Source organism: Sphingobacterium sp. UBA6320, assembly GCF_002440335.1.
In the GTDB taxonomy this organism is placed as follows: domain Bacteria; phylum Bacteroidota; class Bacteroidia; order Sphingobacteriales; family Sphingobacteriaceae; genus Sphingobacterium.
Map to the genome: position 1 here is coordinate 69,638 of NZ_DJTA01000014.1, position 22,233 is coordinate 91,870.

The following is a 22,233-nucleotide window of genomic DNA, read 5'->3' on the forward strand; positions in this document are numbered from 1 at the left end:
GAGGATATTCGAGTTTTCTTCATACTGAATAGATGCTTTATTCATACTTTATAGAGCATAAATCCGTGTTAAGTCCGTGGTGAGTCCGTGTTAAGTCCACTATTACGATACTTTCAGCATGATATCATTATTTGTTGACCCTGCTTACAGGTATCAGATATCTTGCATTACTTCCTTATTTGTATTGCAGCGTAGGAGCATAGAGTAGATATGAAAACTCCACATCTTCTATAGTCGCGCATCGTATTTATAGAATTAAATCCTTCTATTATGATATAGAGCCTATCAAAATGATAGGCTTTTTTGTTTCTATTTTTTCACCGTTTTACGCTAACCTGTTGTTTTCTAGGTTTTTGGTTTTGTTGCCTTTGACTTGGAATAAAATTGGCATCCTCCATTTCCAAAATGAATACTCATGTTAAATTCAAAATGGAAAAAAATCAGGCAGTACGACCGGTACTGGAAGTGCGGAATCACGCAGGGACTATTGAAACTTGCCTTTGTTGCAATTGTAACTTTTGCAGTAGTAAAATTTGTAGATATCCTAAGTACATAAATTAAGTAGATATGATAACCGTAGTAATGTTACTGGTCGGTGTGATCTGTTTCGCACTGTTTTTTAAATCGATTGACTTTTTTGATCAGATTTAATATAAAACCAGCAGGTAAGTGATCTTGGTCGATCGCAAAAATAATTTCGTTGAGCTCTCTCCAGATATAATAAAGAAGTAATAAGATGAAATCAAAGATGATCAGCACACTGGAAGAATGGCTGCCAGAATCCCGTAGTTGGATTTCGGATCAAGAACTAGGAGACGATACGATAACTGATTATATCGTATTGCGGAAATTAGCAGAAGAGTGTTTAAAAAAGATAAATTCAGGAAATGAGTATGAATATGCGGATGCAGGGGAGATTGCAAAAGTGGTGAATTTGATCTACCAAGGAGGGAATCAATACATCCGTAATGCGATCGAAAATGAATTTCTGACGAAACTATCTACAGAAGAAAGTCCAGCAAGTTTAAAAAAGCATTTAGACATACTGCCTAAGGAATTGAGGAAGGAATATCTAAAAACGATATTAGAAAATTAAAATTAAGAAAACGATGATAGGATTACTTGTAGTAGCGGTAGGCGTGTTTGCATATATCGTATATGTATTACTAAAGCCTGAACAGTTTTAAATCGTCAAACTGTGAATGAAATTATATTTAAAATTTAATTATGAATACAGAAATTATAGCCATAATCGTCATGTTTCTTGGCACGATTGCTTTAGCAATTCCTTTAGGAAAATACATTGCCAAGGTTTATGCAGGAGATAGGACCATTTTTGATCCGGTTTTCAATCCAATTGAAAGATTATTTTATAAGCTAACAGGTATTGATCCAAAGGTTCAAATGAGTTGGAAGCAACATATGGTTGCACTGCTTAGCATCAATATGATCTGGTTCCTGTTGGGGATGCTGATACTGATGGGACAGGGAAGTTTGCCTTTAAATCCAGACCAAAACCCGAGTATGACAGCAGATCTCGCATTCAATACCGTCATCTCTTTTGTTGTTAATTGTAATTTGCAACATTACTCTGGTGAAACGGGGGTGAGTTATTTGGGACAGTATTGGTTGATGTTTTTACAATTTGTCAGTGCCGGTACAGGTATGGCTGCTGCAGTTACTCTTTTTAGAGCTTTTAGAGATAAAACAGCTACAGATCTAGGCAATTTTTATGAATATTTTATAAAATCCTGTACACGGATTTTACTTCCTTTATCCTTTGTTGTGGCGATCATACTTGCTTTTCAAGGAACGCCTATGACGTTTGAGGGTAAGGATACCATGGTGAGTCTGCAAGGAGATACAGTGGAAGTCTCACGTGGACCTGCTGCAGCATTTGTAGCCATCAAACATATCGGCACAAATGGTGGTGGTTTTTTTGGAACCAATTCGGCTCACCCCTTTGAAAATCCGACTTACCTCAGTAACATGGTCGAAATGGCTGCCCAGATGATCGTCCCATTTGCCATGATCTTCGCTTTCGGTTACTTTATTAAAAGAAGAAAATTATCGTGGATGATGTTTGCCGTGATGACCGTAGGATTTTTGCTATTGGCAATTCCAAATATCAAAATGGAAATGGGAGGTAACCCTGCTCTAACAAGTATGGGGATCGATCAGTCATTGGGTGCAATGGAAGGAAAAGAAATCCGAATTGGTGCAGCGACATCTGGATTCTGGAGCATTGTGACGACCGTGATTTCAACTGGATCTGTCAATTCCATGCACGATAGTTCGATGCCACTTTCCGGAATGAATGAATTACTGGCGATGATGATCAATAGTTTTTATGGAGGTGCAGGTGTCGGTATTCTGAACTTTTTTATCTTCATTATTCTGGCCGTATTTATCAGTGGCTTGATGGTCGGACGTACGCCTGAGTTTTTAGGTAAAAAAATAGAAGCTCGAGAGATGAAAATCGCGATGATCATTGCATTGATTCATCCCTTTCTGATCTTAATCAGCGCCGGTTTAGCAACAGCATTTCCTGGACAGGGAGCCTCTACATTAAACAATCCTGGATTTCATGGATTTAGTGAGATCTTATATGAATATACTTCTTCGTCGGCAAATAATGGGAGTGGATTTGAAGGTTTAGGGGATAATACACCTTGGTGGAATATCAGTACAGGTATCGTTTTAATCCTATCACGCTTCTTGCCGATTATAGGGCCTGTAGCAATTGCTGGTTTGTTGGCTAAGAAAAAGTTTATTCCTGAAGGGGAAGGTACTTTGCAAACAGATACGGCAACTTTTGGGATTCTGGTATTTACAGTAATCATCATCGTGGCAGCATTGTCATTTTTCCCTGCCCTGACCTTAGGTCCTATTGCAGAATATTTTTCTATGCGTTAATCTCACTTGAATGGTAACGGATCGGTGGCCTGTATCGTAAAAACGATCATTGCCATCGTCCATATAAATATTTAAAAATGAATAAGAATCAATCATTATTTCAGAGTGACATGTTATTGCAAGCTTGTAGACAGTCTTTCGTGAAATTGAACCCCAAACTGATGTTTCGTAATCCCGTGATGTTTACGGTAGAGATCGGAACTTTTGTGATGCTCATCGTCAGTTTATGGATATTGACAGGAGAAACATCACAAGGTAGCTTTGGTTATAACTTCAGCATATTTCTGATTTTATTGCTTACCCTGCTATTTGCCAATTTTGCTGAGGCTATTGCCGAGGCAAGGGGAAAAGCACAAGCGGACAGTCTGCGTAAAACAAGAGAAGAAACGCCAGCTAAATTGGCAGATGGAAAGATGATTTCTTCCTCACAATTGGTTAAGGGAGATGTTTTTATCTGTGAAGCGGGCGATATCATTCCTTCCGACGGCGAGATTGTTTCGGGGTTGGCAACAATAGATGAAAGTGCGATTACGGGGGAGTCTGCTCCAGTGATCCGCGAGGCTGGTGGGGATAAAAGTAGTGTGACAGGTGGTACCAAGGTACTGTCCGATAAAATACTTGTAAAAGTAACGACTGAACCTGGTGAAAGTTTTTTGGATAAAATGATCGCTTTGGTAGAAGGGGCAAGCCGGCAGAAAACACCAAATGAAATTGCATTGACTATTCTTCTGGCAGGTTTCACTTTGGTATTCATTATCGTGACCGTGACGTTAAAACCTTTTGCAGATTATGCACAGGCTCCTATCACAATCGCTGCATTTATTTCACTATTTATTTGTTTAATACCCACTACCATTGGCGGGTTATTATCTGCAATTGGTATCGCCGGTATGGATAGAGCTTTGCGGGCTAATGTCATTACCAAAAGTGGAAAAGCTGTAGAGACTGCAGGAGACATCGATGTTTTATTATTGGATAAAACAGGTACGATTACCATTGGTAATCGTAAAGCGACAAATTTCTATCCAACTCGAGGCATAGCCGCTGATCGTTTGGTTAAAGCTGCTGTATTAAGTTCAATGAGTGATGAAACGCCTGAAGGCAAATCAATTATTGAGCTAGCGGGTATTGATCCGATGGCATTCAAAATCAATTCACCGATTTTTATCAAGTTTACCGCAGAGACGAGAAGTTCGGGAATTGATTTTGATCAGACCCGAATCCGTAAAGGGGCGACAGATGCGATCCGTAATATCGTTACGCAGGCCGGAAATGAATTTCCAGCAGATATAACCGATCAGGTTACTAAAATTGCTCAAAATGGAGGTACCCCGTTGGTCGTCTGTGAGAACGAAATTGCGTTAGGAGTCATTGAGCTGCAAGATGTGATAAAACCCGGTATTCAAGAGCGGTTTGAACGTTTACGAAAAATGGGAATCAAAACAGTTATGGTAACCGGAGATAATCCATTGACGGCAAAATATATAGCTGAAAAGGCCGGAGTAGATGATTTTATTGCTGAGGCCAAGCCAGAGGATAAGATGAACTACATTAAGATGGAACAAGCTAATGGCCGTCTGGTTGCGATGATGGGAGATGGGACCAATGATGCTCCTGCATTGGCTCAGGCAGATGTGGGTGTTGCCATGAACAGTGGGACGCAAGCGGCTAAGGAGGCAGGTAACATGGTTGATTTGGATAATGATCCTACGAAATTGATCGAAGTGGTGGAGATCGGTAAACAGTTATTGATGACCCGTGGTACGCTTACTACTTTTAGTATTGCAAATGATGTGGCTAAATATTTTGCGATCATTCCAGCTTTGTTTATCACGGCTATTCCTGCGTTGCAGGGATTAAATATTATGCAGTTACATAGTCCTGAAAGTGCCATCTTATCTGCAGTTATATTTAATGCACTAATTATTCCATTTTTAATACCATTGGCTTTGAAAGGAGTCGCATACAAACCGATTGGTGCAAGCGCACTGTTACGTCGCAACTTGCTCATCTTTGGTGTAGGTGGTATTTTGGTGCCTTTTGTCGGCATTAAATTGATCGACCTGATTGTATCCTTATTTATCTAAAAAACAAAAATATGAAAAAGCATATATTACCAGCGATAAAGCTGACTCTTATCCTAATTGTTTTTTTTGCGGTGATCTATCCTTTTGCCGTTTGGGCCATTGCACAGGTAGCTCCCAACAGCGGCAAAGGTGAAATTGTCACTTTTAAAGGCAATACTTATTACAGCAACATCGGTCAGTCCTTTACAGACGATCAATACTTTTGGTCCCGACCTTCTGCCGCAAATTACAATGCAGCAGGTTCTGCAGGTAGTAACAAAGGACCGTCGAACCCCCTTTACCTTGAAGAGGTAAAGGGTAGAATAGATACCTTTTTGGTACATAACCCAGCCATCACTAAGGCCGAAATACCAGCTGATCTGATTACGGCTAGTGCGAGTGGTCTGGATCCACACTTTTCAGTACAGGCGGCACGGGTTCAAGTAAAACGTATTGCGAAGATCCGAAATATACCTGAAGCCGAATTGAGGACACTAGTCAATGAGCAAACCGAAAAACCATTATGGGGATTGTTTGGTCCAGCAAAAATAAATGTACTGAAATTGAATATTGCATTAGATGAATTAGCTGCAAAATAATTTTATATGAAAAAATACATCATCAGTTCCATGCTATTGCTTGGAAGCATCCATATTTTGCAAGCACAAGAAAACGTTGAAGTCAAAAAACCGTTAACAATTAGTGGTTATGTAGAAGTGTACAGTCAATACGACCTTTCTAATCCTAAAAACAACACAAGACCTGGGTTTGTATACAGCCATCATCGTAATAATGAGGTGAATCTAAATCTTGGATTGATTAAATTAAATTATGAAACCGATCGAATTAGGACTAACCTTGCAATTGGCGCGGGAACATACATGAGTGCAAATTATGCTGCTGAGCCTGTAACGTTGCGGAATATCTATGAAGCAAATGTTGGCGTCAAGATCTCAGAAAAGCACAATCTATGGATCGACGCTGGTGTTTTGCCCTCCCATATTGGATTTGAAAGTGCGATCAGTAAGGATTGCTATACTTTAACTCGAAGTATCGGAGCTGATAATTCTCCTTACTTTGAAACTGGAGCTAAACTATCTTATACAACGGATGATGGAAAGTGGATGATGAGTGGATTGATTTTAAATGGCTGGCAGCGCATTCAACGCGTAGATGGAAATAGTACACCTGCTTTTGGTCATCAATTAACCTATAAACCTACCGCCGGTATCACCTTGAACAGCAGCTCATTCATAGGTAGTGATAAAGCTGATTCAGTTCGTCAGATGCGGTATTTCCATCATTTTTATGGACAGTTCCAACTGGATGATAAATGGATGCTTATAACTGGTTTTGATATGGGAGCTGAACAGAAGGAAAAAGGAAGCAGTCGTTATAACACGTGGTTTACTCCTGTTTTAATTGCTTCATATAAACCGCATGATGACCTGGCTATAGCGATACGAGGAGAATATTATCAAGATAAAAAAGGCGTGATGATCAGTACCGGAACCGCCAATGGGTTTCAAACATTTGGTTATTCTGCTACGTTAGATTATGCGGTTTTCTCGAATTTGATCTGGCGAACAGAGTTAAAGAGACTACAGAGTAAAGATGCTATTTTTGTAAATCGAAATGATTCTTTGGAGAAGCATAATATGCTTGCAATTACTTCTTTGGCATTGCGTTTTTAATTAAATCAATTTTTTTTCCTGCTGTATTGTTCATTTACGATACAGTAGGAAATTATATAAAAGGATTTATGGTATATGGAAGAAAGAAAAGATGCGGAACATTTCTTGAGCTTGATCAAAAAATCAAGGAAAGGAAAATTTAAACTGTATATCGGTATGAGTGCCGGTGTGGGCAAGACTTATCGTATGTTGCAAGAGGCACATATGCTTCTGCATAATGGGATCGACATTAAAATAGGTTATATTGAGACGCATAATAGAAAGGAAACCCACGCCTTGCTAGATGGACTGCCGATGATACCGAGACGTAAATTGTTTTATAAGGGAAAAGAACTTGAAGAACTAGACGTGCAGGCGGTTATTAATTTGCATCCGGAAATTGTTATTATTGATGAACTTGCACATAGCAACATCGAAGGAAGTCTCAATGCCAAGCGTTGGCAGGATGTAATCGATATCTTGGATGCAGGGATCAATGTGATCAGCGCAGTTAATATTCAGCATATTGAAAGTTTGCATGATGAGATTAAAGATATTACGGGGATCGATGTACAGGAGCGAATACCGGATAGTGTACTTGGATTAGCCGATGAGGTGGTCAATATTGATTTGACTGCAGAGGAATTGATCAGCCGCCTGAAAGAAGGTAAAATTTATGATCCCGCTAAGATTGAAATGGCATTGGCCAATTTTTTCAGTAGCGATCATATCCTACAATTGCGTGAATTGGCTTTAAAAGAAGTTGCTTCGCAGGTGCAAAGAAAAGTTGAAACGGAGGTCATTCATCATAAATATGTAAAAAAGGAACAGTTTTTAGCCTGCATTAGTTCAAATGAGAAGACGGCTACCATTGTGATTCGTAAAACAGCAAGGTTAGCAAACTATTATAATAGTAAATGGTTTGTACTTTATGTACAGACCCCTAAAGAAAGTGTTGCTAAAATAGCCTTGGATAAGCAAAGACATCTGATTAATAATTTTAAATTAGCAACAGAATTGGGGGCAGAGATTATAAAAGTTAATCATAGTAAAATCGCGAAAGCAATTATTGAACAATGTGAAGCTAGACAGATAACCACCGTGTGTATCGGTAAACCTCATTTGGGATTGATCAAAATAATTTGGGCAACAAATACTTTTAATACGCTTCTCACGAAGCTTTCTAACGAAAAAATTGACCTTATAATTCTTTCATAATGCGTATAAAAACAAAATTAACCTTTGGCGTCGGGTCGCTGTTTCTCATGATCGTACTGTTGGTTGTGGTGAGCGGTTGGTATGTCAATCAGTTAAAAAGAGATACCAATAATATTCTTGTCGCAAATTATAATACTTTGCAGTACGCGCGCAATATGTTGTTAGCACTCGAGGAATATACTGTCGATCCCGCTGCCATACATGACTTTAAGGAAAACTTGGAGAAACAGAAGCAGAATGTTACTGAGATCGGGGAGGTCCAGGCAACGGATCAGGTGGAAAGACATTTTTATCAATTTGTGAAAAATAAGGAAGATGTAACGCTGCTTTCAAAAATCAGAAAGGATATAACGGAATTGATGCGGCTTAATATGGAAGCGATAGAACGGAAAAGTGATATTGCATCTATAACAGCAGAAAAAGCGATTGCAGTCATTTCCATTAGCGGGACCTTGTGCTTCTTAATTGCTTTTGTCCTCATCATCAACCTCCCTTCGAATATCGCCAATCCTATAAAGGAATTGACCGAGAGTATTAAACAGATAGCAAATGAAAATTATAAAAAGCGTATCCATTATGAAAAACGGAATGAATTTGGGGAGCTTGCAAATTCTTTTAATACCATGGCTGAAAAACTTGAAGAGTATGCGGAAAGTAAACTCGATAAGATATTGAAAGGGAAAAAACGAATTGATACGCTTATTAACAAGATGCATGACCCTGTCATTGGTATCGATGAGCAGAAGATCGTGTTGTTTGCTAATGAAGAAGCGTTGAAGATAATCGGTTTACAAAGCGATCAATTGATTGGTAAACAAATACAAGATGTAGCAGTCACCAATGATCTGGTGCGGGATTTTATTAAAGATCTATTTCAAGATGAGAAGAAACGAGAATCTGCTCTTCTCAAAATCTATGCTAATGGTAAAGAAAGCTATTTTGAAAAAGAAATCGTGGATATCGATATCGTACCTACCGGAGAGACAGATTCACAATTTATCGGACAAGTTATCATGTTGCGCAATATCACACAATTTAAAGAAATGGATTTCGCCAAAACTAATTTTATAGCGACCATTTCACATGAATTAAAAACACCTATTGCGTCGATAAAAATGGGTTTACAGCTTTTAGAAAATAAGCAGATCGGCGTGCTCAATGATGATCAAAGTAACCTGGTGCAAAGTATTCGCGATGATACAGGAAGATTGTTGAAAATTACGGGTGAACTCTTAAATATGACGCAGGTTGAAAGTGGGACTATTCAGTTGAACGTGGCACCTACAAACGTGAGTGAGCTGGTGGAGTATGCCATACGCGCAACAAAATCCATGGCAGAACAAAAACATTTAGAATTGCGCCTACAAATGGAAAATAATCTACCGGATGTACTTGCTGATAATGAAAAAACGGCTTGGGTATTGACCAACCTATTGTCGAATGCTGTTCGTTATTCTTATGAAAACTCTGCTATATTTATTATTGTTGAGTCGACCCAGGATAAGGTGAGATTTGCCGTAAAAGATGCGGGACAGGGGATAGAAGAACAATATATGGACAAAATATTTGAACGGTACTTTCGTATCCCTGGAACAAAGAAGGAAGGTACGGGGTTAGGGTTGAGTATCAGTAAAGAATTTATCGAGGCACAGGGAGGTACCATTACCGTACAAAGTGAATACGGTTCTGGTAGTGTATTTTCATTTACATTGAATCGTACAGATGTGGATAATCCAAGAATGGGATCATGAGCGGTTTTTGGGGATACGATCAGGTCAATAAAAAAGCTGTCTCTTAACTTTGGTATAAGAGACAGCTTTTTTTATAGTGCGTCAAGGTTTACGCTAATTTGCCTAATGCCTCCTTAATGCGTTTTAAAGCTTCTACTAAACTTTCGTCTGAAGCAGCATAAGATAGACGTATATATTTGTCATTTCCAAATGAATCACCACCTACTGTAGCAACATGACCTACGTTTAATAAGTATAGTGCTAAGTCGGATGAGTTTTTGATTATATTTCCATTTTCATCTTTTTTTCCGAAGAAAGAACTGATTTCTGGGAAGAAGTAAAATGCTCCTTCAGGTAAATTTGTTTTAACACCTGGAATTGCAGCTAATAAATCATAAACCAGTTGACGACGACGAGCAAATGCTTCTTTCATTTTATTCACAGATGCTAATCCTTGCTCATAAGCAACGATACCTGCACGTTGTGATATCGAACATGTTCCCGATGTCGTTTGACCTTGTAATTTATCATTTGCAGCAGCGATCTCTTTATTGCAGGCGATGTAGCCTAATCTCCAACCTGTCATCGCAAATGCTTTAGAAAAACCATTTATAATGATGACACGGTCTTTGATACTGTCAAATTGAGCGATAGATTCGTGTTTGTCTACAAAATTGATATGTTCATAGATTTCATCTGATAAGATGAAAATCTGCGGATATTTTTCGAATACTTTTGCCAAAGCAGCTAACTCATCTTTACTATACACCGTACCTGTCGGGTTATTGGGTGATGAGAACATGAATAATTTTGTTTTCGGTGTGATCGCAGCTTCAAGTTGCTCTGGTGTAATTTTAAAGTTGTTGTCGATCTCAGTATTGATGAAAACCGATTTTCCTTCCGCTAAAACAACCATTTCCGAATAGGAAACCCAGTACGGTGTAGGGATTATGACCTCATCTCCTGGATTAATAAGCGTTAAAATAACATTTGATAAAGATTGTTTTGCACCAGTAGAAACTACGATTTGAGAAATATCATAATCCAGATTATTTTCAATCTTCAATTTATTCACAATAGCCTGACGTAATTCCGGGTATCCCGGAACAGGAGAATAACGTGTCCAATTTTCGTCTAAAGCTACCTTAGCAGCTTCTTTAACGTGGTCAGGAGTATTAAAATCTGGTTCGCCAACACTTAAGCTGATAACATTAACGCCTTTAGCGGCTAACTCACGACCAAGCTTAGTCATTTTAAGCGTAGCCGACTCGGATAAATTGTTTATCCTATCTGATAAATATGATTGTGTGCTCATGGTAAGACAAAGATATTATTTAGAATGCAAATAATGCCTTAATTTCTTGAAAAAAGACAAACGATTGTTTCTTTTTTACAAAAAATATGTAAAATCTTATCGAGATTTGATTACTTCTAAAAATAAGTTTTTGTTTAGATGAGCGGTTAGCACTCCTTAATTTATGGACAAGCTCGATGATCGCATAGCAACCTACAACATGTTATCAATTTTTATGAGTTTTTTTACTTCAGATCGAATCCTTATTTTAGGGCGGTATATCAAATGAACATGTACGACAGTATGTTGAAAAGATCGCTGGGATCAAACTAAAAAGGAAATCGTAGCGTTATATGACTACCTTTGTCGCGAAAAAAACAAATAATATGATGTCTAAGCAAAAAAGATTAGTTCTACTGTCCTTACTAACGGGCTTGGGACTAATGATAGTCAAATTTGTTGCCTATTTCCTCACTGCATCAAACGCGATCTTTACAGATGCAGCAGAGAGCATAGTCAATGTCATTGCTTCTAGTTTTGCTTTTTACAGCATTTATTTAGCTGCACAACCCAAAGACCACAATCATCCTTATGGTCATGGTAAAGTTGAATTCTTTTCAGTTTTTTTAGAAGGAGGATTGATCTTTATAGCGGGCTCCGTTATTTTAGTAAAAGGATTTTACAATATCTTTTTTCCTTCTACTTTGTCCAATCTTGAAGAGGGGATAGGTCTGGTAGCGGTTACTGCTTTGATTAATTTTATCATCGGATTTTATATTATGAAAAGGGGGCGTGCATTAGGCTCACTTACTTTGGAGGCTGATGGTAAGCACTTGCAAGTAGATGCATATAGTACAGTAGGTCTAATTATCGGTTTGATGCTCATGAAATTGACTGGATTAGCATGGATCGATATTGCGATTTCTTTTGTGCTCGGCAGTTTTATCTTGTACAATGGATATAAATTGTTGCGCATGTCGATAGGTGGTTTGATGGATGAGTCCGATCTGGATCTCGTAAAAGAAGTGGTTCAAGTATTACAGGAAAATCGGCATGTCGATTGGATTGATATTCATAATTTGAGGGTTCAGCGTTATGGCAATGAATTGCATGTAGACTGCCATTTAACATTGCCTAATTACTATACGCTTGATAAGGTGCATGATGATATATCTACCTTAGATAAAATGGTGAATACAAAAATGTCCATAGATACTGAATTTTTTATTCATGCCGACCCGTGCCTTCCGGAGTGTTGCAGTTATTGTCAGGTAAAGGATTGTCCTATACGCTCCCAAGCATTTACAGGTCAGATTGAATGGCGGGTAGAAAACGTAACTGCCAATCGAAAACATTTTTCATCCTAGAAGACTAAAGGACAAAATTATGTGCATAAATTAGGTTAGAGCTTAGCTTAAATGTCTGTCAAAAAAAGTATCTTTGCTTTTTAGAAACGATTTTTAAAAATCCTATATGAAGCAAATACGTAATTTCTGTATCATCGCACACATTGATCACGGTAAAAGTACATTAGCCGATCGATTATTGGAGTATACCAATACCATTACACAACGTGAAGCGCAGGCACAATTACTAGATAATATGGATTTGGAACGTGAACGTGGTATTACCATTAAGAGTCATGCTATCCAAATGAACTATATACAAGACGGAGTAGAGTATATCCTGAATTTAATTGATACTCCAGGACACGTCGATTTTTCTTACGAAGTATCACGTTCTATTGCTGCCTGTGAAGGTGCATTATTAATTGTCGATGCATCGCAGGGGATACAAGCACAAACAATTTCTAATCTTTATCTCGCATTGGAGCATGATTTGGAAATTATTCCAATTTTAAACAAAATGGATCTTCCTGGTGCTATGCCAGAGGAAGTGAAAGATCAAATCATTGATTTAATAGGCGGTAAACGCGAAGATATTATTCCGGCATCTGGTAAGACAGGTCTTGGTATTCCTGATATTTTAAAAGCAATTGTAGCACGTGTTCCTGCACCTGTAGGTGATCCGGCAGCTCCATTACAGGCTTTGATTTTTGACTCTGTTTATAATTCTTTCCGTGGTATCATGGCCTATTTTAAAGTTGAAAATGGCGAGATCCGTAAAGGTGACAAAGTAAAATTTGTGGCTACCGGAAAAGAATATACTGCGGATGAGATCGGAACCTTGAAATTAAATCAAGTTGCGAAAGATGTGGTCAGAACAGGGGATGTTGGTTACATCATCTCAGGAATCAAAGAAGCACGTGAGGTAAAAGTGGGTGATACCATCACCCATAAAGAAAGACCGTGTGATGGCGCAATCCAAGGATTTGAGGAAGTAAAACCGATGGTTTTTGCTGGTATTTACCCTGTTGATACCGAAGACTATGAGGAATTGCGTGAATCTATGCACCGTTTACAGCTGAACGATGCTTCTCTTGTGTTTGAACCAGAGTCTTCAGCAGCCCTAGGTTTTGGATTCCGTTGTGGATTCTTAGGTATGCTGCATATGGAGATTATCCAAGAACGTCTTGAGCGTGAATTTGATATGACTGTGATCACGACAGTACCAAACGTATCTTATAAAGCTTATTTGACAAAAGATAATGAAGAAGTCCAAGTTCATAATCCATCTGATTTACCTGATCCAAGTAAATTAGATGCTATTGAAGAACCCTATATTAAAGCTAATATCATTACTAAATCAGATTTCGTAGGTCCGATTATGTCCCTTTGTATTCAGAAACGTGGGGCCATCATCAACCAATCTTATTTGACATCTGATCGTGTTGAATTGGTGTTTGAAATGCCAATGGGTGAGATTGTATTTGATTTTTATGATAAATTAAAGACTATTTCTAAAGGTTATGCTTCTTTTGATTATACGCAGATCGGATACCGTCAATCGGATTTGGTGCGTTTAGATATTCGTTTAAATGATGAGCCTGTCGATGCACTGTCCTCTTTGATCCACAGAAGTAATGCTTATGATTTTGGTAAGAAAATTTGTGAAAAATTAAAAGAATTATTGCCTCGTCAACAATTTGAAATTCGTATCCAAGCATCTATTGGAATGAAAATCATAGCACGTGAGACCATTTCAGCATTGCGTAAAGATGTAACAGCAAAATGTTACGGTGGTGATATTTCGCGTAAGCGTAAGCTTTTGGAAAAGCAGAAGAAAGGTAAAAAACGTATGCGTCAAGTAGGTAACGTTGAAATTCCGCAATCGGCATTCATGGCAGTATTGAAATTAGATTAGAAATTAAAAAATCCTATTCCTATAAAAATGAATTTATTAGACGGTAAACTCGTATCAGCTAAAATTAAAGAAGACATCAAAAAAGATGCAGCTGATTTTACAGCGAAAGCTGGACGTAAACCTCATTTGGTGGCTATCTTAGTTGGGAACGACGGCGGAAGTGAAACTTATGTGGCGAGTAAAATGCGCAATTGTGAATTAGTAGGTTTTGAGTCTACTAATATTCGTTATGATATCGATGTGACAGAAGAACAGTTGATTGCAAAAATTCAAGAAATCAATGCTGATGAAACTATTGACGGTTTAATCGTGCAGTTGCCTCTTCCAAAACATATCGATCCTGATAAAATCACGGAAGCAATCGATTACCGTAAAGATGTCGATGGTTTTCATCCGATCAATTTAGGTAGAATGCAGCGTAATCTACCTTGTTTTATTCCAGCAACACCTTATGGGATTATGTTGATGCTGGATTATTATGGCATAGAGACCGCTGGAAAACATGCTGTAGTGGTAGGAAGAAGTAATATTGTTGGTTCGCCAATGAGTATTCTTTTAGCCCGTAATTCAAATCCAGGAAACTGTACTGTTACTTTAACACATAGTCGTACTCAAGATCTTAAGACCGAAGTTTTACGTGCTGATATCATCGTTGCTGCAATCGGAAAGAAAAACTTTGTTACAGCAGATATTGTGAAAGACGGCGCTGTTGTTATTGATGTAGGTATCAATAGAGAAAATTCAACTGAAACGAAATCTGGCTTTAAGCTTTATGGCGATGTGGATTTTGATCAAGTGGCACCTAAGGCTTCATGGATCACACCTGTACCAGGTGGGGTGGGCTTGATGACTATTGTTGGTTTATTGAAGAATACTTTGGAAGCTGCAAAAGGAACCATATATCCAAGATCATAATTGGCATAAATATTGATTGGTTAAATCTGTTAACCAAAAAAATATAGAAATGAAGAAAATTGCATTTTTAGCATTGTTCGCAGGAGTTTCATTAACTTTTGCTGCTTGTAATAACACTCCGAAAGAAGATAAAAATAGTGACGGAGAGGTCACAGTAGGTGAAAAGCTGGATAATTCTTTAGATAGCTTGGATAAACATACGGATGCTGCTGCTGCTGAAGCGAAAGCTAAATATGAGCAAGCTCAACGAGATCTGGACGCAGCGATTGCTAAAGGAGACAAAAAAGCTGAGGAAGCTGCTCGTAAAACGGTAGCAGAAACAAAAACTGCTTGGGAAAAATTCACTGCAGGGACAGCTAAAGTAGCGAACGATGTTGAAGAAGGTGTTAAAGATGCTGCTCACGCAACAGGTAACGCGATTGATAAAGCTGCTGATGCTACCGCGAAAGCTGGAAAATCTGCGGTTGAAGGTACTAAAGATGCGGCTAAGGCTGTAGGCGAAGGTACTAAAGATGCGGCTAAAGCTGTTGGTGATAAAGCCAAAAAAGTAGGTGAAGCATTGAAGAACTAAATCGAAGTAAGATTTTAATAAAAAAGCCTTTCAGAATTTCTGAAAGGCTTTTCTTTTGATTTGAAATTTTTAATTTTCTCTTCGGACAGTAACCGCATTTTTATGGGCGTGAAGTCCTTCTAATTCGGCTAATATCTCTACAGTGGGGCCAATATTGACCAAACCTTCTTCACTGATATGTTGAAAAGTTATCTTTTTGACAAAGGAGTCAACAGAAACACCTGAATAAGACCTCGCATAACCTGATGTTGGTAATGTATGATTGGTTCCTGATGCATAATCTCCAGCACTTTCGGGAGTTAAGTGTCCTAAAAATACCGAACCTGCATTCAAAATAAGACGAACTAGACGTTCCCATTCATCCGTTTCCAAAATCAAATGTTCCGGAGCGTAATAGTTACTAAAGGCAAGAGCTTCTTGCATATCAGCGACTAGTACCGCGTAAGAGTTGTCGATGGCTTTACTCGCTAATTCAAAACGTGGTAAAACCGCTAATTGCTGCTCTAACGCTAGATTGACAGATTGAATAATATCGATAGAAGTGGCGACCAGTACGGCTTGACTGTCTGCACCATGTTCAGCTTGAGCTAACAGATCAGCTGCAACAAAAGCAGGAGTTGCGGTTTCATCTGCAATCACTAATACCTCCGAAGGGCCAGCGGGCATATCGATGCTGACATTGGCCATCCCTTGAACGATACTTTTCGCTTTGGTTACAAATTGATTGCCTGGACCAAATATCTTATCTACTTTTGGTATGGTTTCCGTACCAAATGCCATTGCCGCTATAGCTTGCGCACCTCCTACTAAATAGATACGCTCTATTTTTAACAATTTAAGGCAGTAGGCAACAAAGCCGTTGATCTTACCACTTTTTTGAGGTGGAGAACAGACAATAATTTCTTTGCAACCTGCAATTCGTGCCGGCACACCCAGCATTAATAATGTACTTGGTAAGACCGCCGATCCACCAGGAATGTAAAGACCAACTTTTTCAATAGGGCGAATTTCACGCCAGCATTTTACACCAGTAGTCGTTTCAACAACACGCTCACGCTTCACTTGTGAAGAATGGAATTTATGAATGTTTTGAAAGGCAATCTCTAATGCCCGTTGTTGATCACGATTGATCGTTGATGCTAATACATCAATATCATCCGCATCAAGATAAAGCTTCTCTAATTCAACTTTGTCAAATTGATAAGCATAATTAATTAAAGCTAGATCTCCATTCTGACGTACTTCTTGAATAATATCCAAAACCGTATCCTGAATGGCATGTGAAGGATCTGTATTACGCGTGGTTAACGTTTGCAGTTCAGCAGGTGTTAACTTGGCATACTCGAAAGTTTTTAGCATCATAGATTTTTTTAAAGCGAAAATCGTTCTTTTTTTACATAATAATTTTCTCAATCGGCATCACGACAATTCCTTGGGCACCAGCAGATTTTAATTTGTTGATCTTGCCCCAGAAATCATCTTCTGAGATAACCGTGTGAACAGCAACCCAACCTTCTTCAGCTAAAGGAACAATCGTTGGCGATTTTACACCATGTAACAAAGCAGTAATAGTAGGTAGATTTGTTTTCTCCACATTGAGAACAACATATTTTGTTTCCTTCGCCAATAAGACAGACTGAATCCTTTGCAAAAGCTCCAACAGTATCTCGTTGTCTTCTAATCCTGGACGGCCAATCAGAATAGCTTCGGATTTTCGGACATCAGCAAATTGTTTAAGACCATTGTTTTTTAATGTTCCACCAGTGGATACAATATCGCAGATCGCATCACTTAACCCCAAACCTGGAGCAATTTCAACAGAACCAGATATCATCTGAATATCTGCTTCAATGCGATATTCGTCTAAGAACTTCTTTAAGATAACAGGATAGGAGGTTGCAATTGATTTTCCGTTTAGATCTTTTAGATCTTGAATGTCGCTGTCTTTTTGAACAGCCAATTTTAACATGCATTTTCCAAAACCTAATCGTTGCAAATAATTTACTTCAGATTCGGTTTCATCAATGACATTTTCACCAACAATTCCAAGATCAGCAATGCCCTGCTCTACATATCCTGGGATATCATCATCGCGAAGAAAAAGAATTTCTAATGGAAAATTGGAAACGGTTGTTATTAAAGAACTTTTATAGTTTTCGAAGTCAAGACCACAGTTTTTAAGTAATTGAACTGATTTTTCGTTTAATCTACCCGATTTTTGGATAGCAATTTTAAGATTTTTCAAAGCTTTATAATGTTAGCTGTAAATTATTAATATATAGAAATCAAACACAAGGGAAAAAATGCTTCACGTAGAAACACACTTATTACATATCGCCGCAATGGCGATGATGCATATGAAAGTGATGTACGTGAGCAAAAATCATGTTTGTATTAATAATGAGTCAAAAATAAGACTTTGTTAATAGAAATCAAATTAAAATAGCTATTAATTGCTAAAAATAAAATAGAGATACCTCAAATATGGCATTAATGTATTCAAATCCTGTTACTGTTCTATATGATTTTAAAAAGTAGAACGGTATTAGAGAGTGCTTTTTTCTATGTTACCTGTTAATTTAGCTTAACGTGCTGGTTGCAAATATGCCAGTGCACAAGATTATTACATAAGGAAGTCAATTATAATTTTATAGTCTCATATTTAATATTAATTTTAAATCTCCCAATTTGAAACAATATTGGAGATACATACAACCGAAAATAATAACTATCACATGAATTTAGAAAATCTAAATCGTCGTTCTTTTCTAAAGAAAACAAATACTATGGTCTTGGGTACTGCCTTAGCTGCTTCAAGTCTAGACTTGTACGCGAATAATGCTTCGAAGAAAATTAAAATCGGACTTGTAGGTTGCGGCGGTAGAGGAACGGGCGCAGCTTCACAGGCGTTGCGGGCAGATCCAAATGTCATCATTACGGCTGTTGCCGATATATTTCAAGATCAAATTGATCTATGTCTTGATTCTCTAAAACAAATTTCTAAAGATCAAGTGAAAGTGGATGATAGCAATATCTTTTTGGGTTTTCTAGGCTTTCAGAAATTGATGGATACCGATGTGGATGTGGTATTGCTCTGTTCTCCTCCAAATTTCAGACCTGATCATTTGGAAGAAGCAGTGAAAAGGGGCAAGCATATTTTTTGTGAAAAACCGGTGGCTGTTGATATTCCCAATCTGAAAAGAGTTTTTGAAAGTGTCAAGCTTGCAAAAGATAAAAACCTTTGTCTGGTGAGTGGTTTTTGTTTTCGCTATGCGACACCAAACCGCGAGATTTTTCAAAAGATCAAACAAGGTGATGTCGGTGCTATACAATCCATTTCTACATTTAGGTTTGGAGGGGAATTGTCGCATAAAGAGAGGCAGGCAAACTGGTCTGATCTGGAGTATCAATTGCGAAACTGGTTTTATTTTCAAAGATACTCAGGTGATTTGATCGTAGAGCAAGCGATCCATAGTGTCGATATGATGGCTTGGGCATTGGGTGATATTGTTCCCAAGACTATTATTGCGACTGGTGGAAGACAGTCTCGTGAACAGGATAAATTGGGTAATGTATTTGATCATATGTCCATCGAATTTGATTACGGTAATGGATTGAAAGGTTTTCACTCCTGTCGCCAACAGAATGGTACCGATTCAAGAAATACGGTAGAGGTGATCGGAAAGAATGGGCGTGCAAACTTAAATATTCCTTCTAATTTTGAGGTGTATGGTGATAAAGCCTGGAAATTTACGGGAAGGAATAACAACATGTACCAAACTCAGCACGATGAGCTTTTTGAAGCCATTCGCAATAAGAAAGTGATCAATGATGGGCAACATCTTGCTAACAGTACGTTACTTGCAATTTGGTCTAGAGCAGCTGCATATACTGGAAAAGCAATCACATATGAGCAGATCATGCAATCAACTGAAGTATTAGGACCGACATCTACGGAATATCATTGGAATATGCAGGCTGATCATCGTGCGATTCCCCAACCTGGAAAAACCCCGTTTGTATAAGTTATGGAGAAATTAATTAGGATTTTAGTTGTAGGATGTGGTAATATGGGTGCTTCTCACGCACGTGCTTATCATGATCTTGCTGGATTTGAAATTGTTGGTCTGGTGTCTCGCGGAGCGAGTAAGACTTCGTTAAATAAAAAGCTAAGTTCGAGCTATCCTGAATTTGATGATTTTGAACAGGCTCTTCTAGCAACTAAGCCGGATGCTGTATGTATTTCAACCTATCCTGATACACATGAAAGCTATGCCATTAAAGCTTTTGAAGCAGGTGCTCATGTTTTTATCGAAAAACCTGTCGCAGATACGGTTTTAGGAGCGCAACAGGTGATTGACGCGGCATCAAGGTGTCGAAAAAAGCTAGTGGTAGGCTATATTTTGCGGTATCATCCGTCTTGGGAAAAATTTATTTCCATCAGTCGCACGTTGGGTACACCCTTGGTCATGCGCATGAATTTGAACCAGCAGAGTCATGGATACATGTGGAATGTGCATCGTAATCTGATGGATAGCTTAAGCCCGATCGTCGATTGTGGTGTGCATTATATCGATGTGATGTGTCAAATGACAGATGCAAAACCAATCCGTGTTTCTGCGATAGGAGCTCGGTTGACTACCGATATACCAGAAACAAACTATAATTATGGACAGCTCCAGTTGCATTTTGATGATGGTTCTGTGGGATGGTATGAAGCAGGTTGGGGACCTATGGTGAGTCAGACCGCTTTTTTTGTTAAAGATGTATTTGGACCTAAAGGGTCTGTATCTATCGTGCCTCAGGAAGCTGTGAAAGATGGCGTTTCGGACTCTGTAGAGGCTCATACCAAAACAGAATCTATTCGTGTTCATCATGCCGATATTGATGAGAATAATGAGTTTTTAAAAGCGGATGAATGGATTAGGCTTGAGGATGAACCTAATCATCAGGATTTATGTAATCGCGAACAGTTGTTTTTTCAAAAAGCAATTATTGAAGATCTGGATTTAACCAAACAATCTGAAGATGCGTTAAATAGTCTGCGTATTGCATTTGCCTGTGACGAAGCTGTAAAAACAAAGAAGGTCATTGATTTATCATGAAACTGTTGTGAAAAGTAGATCAGAAAATCGTATTTAAATAGGATTGTATAAAGATGCTGGATATGATCAGTAAAATTAACTTCGCTATTTTTGTTTAAATCAACAAAAACAAACTAAATCAGTTAAATAATTTTTTATTGCAAAAGATAGGTCTTTTTGGTCTGTCTTTTGTTGTTTACGAGCTATATTTGTAAAGTATGAAAAAGTTGGTTCATGTTGTATTTCTAACTATATTATTATCCCATTCGGCAATTGCTCAGGATAAAGTGTGGCAAATGAAAGTAAGTTTTAAGGGACAGATAGCGCTAGAAGAATTAGAGAAATCAGTACCCGAATTTGCGGTCGATTTTTATGAACCTTTTATAAAGGGGGGAGCTGCTGTTAAGGAAGTAGCTATCTATGCTTCTTCATCGAAAATTAAATCTGTAGACAATCTGGGGCATATTTTAATTGCCGATCGGATTCAAAAACAAGAGTATTCTTTTACCAAAGGTGATGATTTATTGTCTCAAGATGATCTGTCAATTGATTATCCATTATTAAAAGATCCAAAAACTGTTGAGGATGCCTATCTTACTTTAGAAAACGAGGCTGAAAAGGAAACGATAAATGGTATAAGTTGTATAAAAGCAAAGTTGAAGGTTATTGATCCCAATGCCGGTGAAGTAACCTTGCTCGTCTGGTATGCTCCTGAGTTGCCAAGTTATTACTTAAGTAGTTTACCTTTCTTGATCAATATCCCGGGGGCGGTCTTGAAATTAAATGATCAGGTTCATCAAGAGTTGGGGTTTGAAGTGTCCGACTTGAAAAAACTGACCGATTTAAAGGAATTTGAGTTACCCCAAGATGTGAAAATCGTAAAACTATCTGCAACGGAGGGAAGTAATCTGGAGGATGCGAGTGTCTTTCAAGATGCTTTTGAACTGAAGGCTCCTTTAAAATGGTTTTCACAGCAGAATGTAGCGTATGGCGACGAACATTTATTTGGTGTGAAAAAAAACGATGGTACTGTTGTACAACCTGCAACTTTTTATTCGATTGATGTGCTGAATAAGAAAAGAGCAATCGTTTCGGATAGCAGTAGTCTTTTTTGGATCATCGATGAGGAAGCGAAGAAAATAAATCAAGTGGGATTTGAAGTGCTGTATCCTGTCAATGATGAAAATATGGTCTATGCGATAGATGATCAATATGGAATTATTAACGCAGCAGGAGTTTCTATTATTGGTGGTTTAAATAATATCAGCAATTTTGTAGGATCATATCTTTTATTTTCAGAAAATAATAAACAAGGACTGTTGGATTTCAATGGAAAGGTGGTGCTTAAGCCTACTTTGGATTTTATAGATACAGATGATCAGGGAAATATTCTGGTCAAGGACTTAAAGGTGAGCCCAGAAGTGCAGCAATATTCGCTAACAGATTTCCAGGCAAAGTACCTGAAATAAGTAGAAAAGTAATTCTTATCCTAAAAAAGGCGA

Annotated in this window: 19 protein-coding genes; 16 read left to right on the forward strand and 3 right to left on the reverse strand. The window is 38.1% G+C overall.

Annotated features, from left to right (window positions below):
- The first annotated feature begins 415 nt into the window (after positions 1-415).
- From B3P23_RS08570 to B3P23_RS08605, 9 genes are all read left to right on the forward strand, one after another.
- Positions 416-556: a hypothetical protein gene (locus B3P23_RS08570; protein WP_260946097.1), complete on the forward strand. Its 141-nt coding sequence runs from the start codon at positions 416-418 to the stop codon at positions 554-556.
- A 180-nt stretch (positions 557-736) separates the two neighbouring features.
- Positions 737-1,096 (forward strand): DUF7674 family protein, encoded by a 360-nt coding sequence (locus B3P23_RS08575; protein ID WP_248754303.1) that lies wholly within the window; start codon positions 737-739, stop codon positions 1,094-1,096.
- A 13-nt stretch (positions 1,097-1,109) separates the two neighbouring features.
- Entirely contained in the window at positions 1,110-1,187 is a 78-nt protein-coding gene (kdpF, locus tag B3P23_RS21465) for a K(+)-transporting ATPase subunit F (RefSeq protein ID WP_414713137.1), read from the forward strand.
- A 40-nt stretch (positions 1,188-1,227) separates the two neighbouring features.
- Positions 1,228-2,916, forward strand: coding sequence for a potassium-transporting ATPase subunit KdpA (gene kdpA / locus B3P23_RS08580; RefSeq protein WP_293925373.1), 1,689 nt, complete (start codon positions 1,228-1,230; stop codon positions 2,914-2,916).
- A 77-nt stretch (positions 2,917-2,993) separates the two neighbouring features.
- A complete protein-coding gene (gene kdpB, locus B3P23_RS08585; protein WP_094773537.1) occupies positions 2,994-5,003 on the forward strand; it encodes a potassium-transporting ATPase subunit KdpB in 2,010 nt (669 codons plus the stop codon).
- 11 nt (positions 5,004-5,014) lie between these two features.
- Complete coding sequence (locus tag B3P23_RS08590; RefSeq protein ID WP_094773538.1) at positions 5,015-5,581, forward strand: K(+)-transporting ATPase subunit C; 567 nt, start codon at positions 5,015-5,017, stop codon at positions 5,579-5,581.
- A gap of 6 nt (positions 5,582-5,587) precedes the next feature.
- Complete coding sequence (locus B3P23_RS08595) at positions 5,588-6,676, forward strand: porin (RefSeq protein WP_293925374.1); 1,089 nt, start codon at positions 5,588-5,590, stop codon at positions 6,674-6,676.
- A 75-nt stretch (positions 6,677-6,751) separates the two neighbouring features.
- On the forward strand, positions 6,752-7,873 hold the full coding sequence (locus B3P23_RS08600) for a sensor protein KdpD (protein ID WP_293925375.1): 1,122 nt from the start codon (positions 6,752-6,754) through the stop codon (positions 7,871-7,873).
- Positions 7,873-9,624, forward strand: coding sequence for a HAMP domain-containing sensor histidine kinase (locus B3P23_RS08605; protein ID WP_293925376.1), 1,752 nt, complete (start codon positions 7,873-7,875; stop codon positions 9,622-9,624). Before B3P23_RS08600 ends, B3P23_RS08605 begins: the two co-directional genes overlap by 1 nt.
- Before the next feature lie 88 nt (positions 9,625-9,712).
- On the opposite strand, the gene B3P23_RS08610 is transcribed toward B3P23_RS08605, so the two are convergent.
- Positions 9,713-10,918, reverse strand: coding sequence for a pyridoxal phosphate-dependent aminotransferase (locus B3P23_RS08610; RefSeq protein ID WP_248754298.1), 1,206 nt, complete (start codon positions 10,916-10,918; stop codon positions 9,713-9,715).
- A gap of 368 nt (positions 10,919-11,286) precedes the next feature.
- On the opposite strand from B3P23_RS08610, the gene B3P23_RS08615 reads away from it, so the two are divergent.
- The 4 genes from B3P23_RS08615 (at position 11,287) to B3P23_RS08630 (ending at position 15,647) form a co-directional block, all read left to right on the forward strand.
- Positions 11,287-12,264, forward strand: a complete 978-nt coding sequence (locus B3P23_RS08615) for a cation diffusion facilitator family transporter (RefSeq protein ID WP_293925479.1) — start codon at positions 11,287-11,289, stop codon at positions 12,262-12,264.
- A gap of 106 nt (positions 12,265-12,370) precedes the next feature.
- Complete coding sequence (lepA, locus tag B3P23_RS08620; RefSeq protein ID WP_045754396.1) at positions 12,371-14,161, forward strand: translation elongation factor 4; 1,791 nt, start codon at positions 12,371-12,373, stop codon at positions 14,159-14,161.
- Positions 14,162-14,188: 27 nt separating this feature from the next.
- The gene (locus tag B3P23_RS08625; protein WP_293925377.1) at positions 14,189-15,076 is read left to right on the forward strand and encodes a bifunctional 5,10-methylenetetrahydrofolate dehydrogenase/5,10-methenyltetrahydrofolate cyclohydrolase; all 888 of its coding nucleotides are present in this window, start codon (positions 14,189-14,191) and stop codon (positions 15,074-15,076) included.
- A gap of 49 nt (positions 15,077-15,125) precedes the next feature.
- Positions 15,126-15,647 (forward strand): hypothetical protein, encoded by a 522-nt coding sequence (locus B3P23_RS08630; protein WP_293925378.1) that lies wholly within the window; start codon positions 15,126-15,128, stop codon positions 15,645-15,647.
- Between the two features lie 69 nt (positions 15,648-15,716).
- Here B3P23_RS08630 and hisD read toward each other — a convergent pair whose 3' ends face one another.
- Complete coding sequence (gene hisD / locus B3P23_RS08635; RefSeq protein WP_293925480.1) at positions 15,717-17,006, reverse strand: histidinol dehydrogenase; 1,290 nt, start codon at positions 17,004-17,006, stop codon at positions 15,717-15,719.
- Between the two features lie 34 nt (positions 17,007-17,040).
- Positions 17,041-17,892 carry an ATP phosphoribosyltransferase gene (hisG, locus tag B3P23_RS08640; RefSeq protein WP_045754398.1) on the reverse strand — a complete coding sequence of 284 codons (852 nt, stop codon included), beginning with the start codon at positions 17,890-17,892 and terminating at the stop codon, positions 17,041-17,043.
- A gap of 490 nt (positions 17,893-18,382) precedes the next feature.
- Between hisG and B3P23_RS08645 the strand changes: the two genes are divergently transcribed.
- The 3 genes from B3P23_RS08645 to B3P23_RS08655 all read left to right on the forward strand — a co-directional run bounded on the left by B3P23_RS08645 (position 18,383) and on the right by B3P23_RS08655 (position 22,200).
- Positions 18,383-19,672, forward strand: coding sequence for a Gfo/Idh/MocA family protein (locus B3P23_RS08645; RefSeq protein ID WP_293925379.1), 1,290 nt, complete (start codon positions 18,383-18,385; stop codon positions 19,670-19,672).
- A 3-nt stretch (positions 19,673-19,675) separates the two neighbouring features.
- Positions 19,676-20,752 (forward strand): Gfo/Idh/MocA family oxidoreductase, encoded by a 1,077-nt coding sequence (locus tag B3P23_RS08650; RefSeq protein WP_293925380.1) that lies wholly within the window; start codon positions 19,676-19,678, stop codon positions 20,750-20,752.
- A 197-nt stretch (positions 20,753-20,949) separates the two neighbouring features.
- Positions 20,950-22,200, forward strand: a complete 1,251-nt coding sequence (locus B3P23_RS08655; protein ID WP_293925381.1) for a hypothetical protein — start codon at positions 20,950-20,952, stop codon at positions 22,198-22,200.
- Positions 22,201-22,233: the final 33 nt, after the last annotated feature.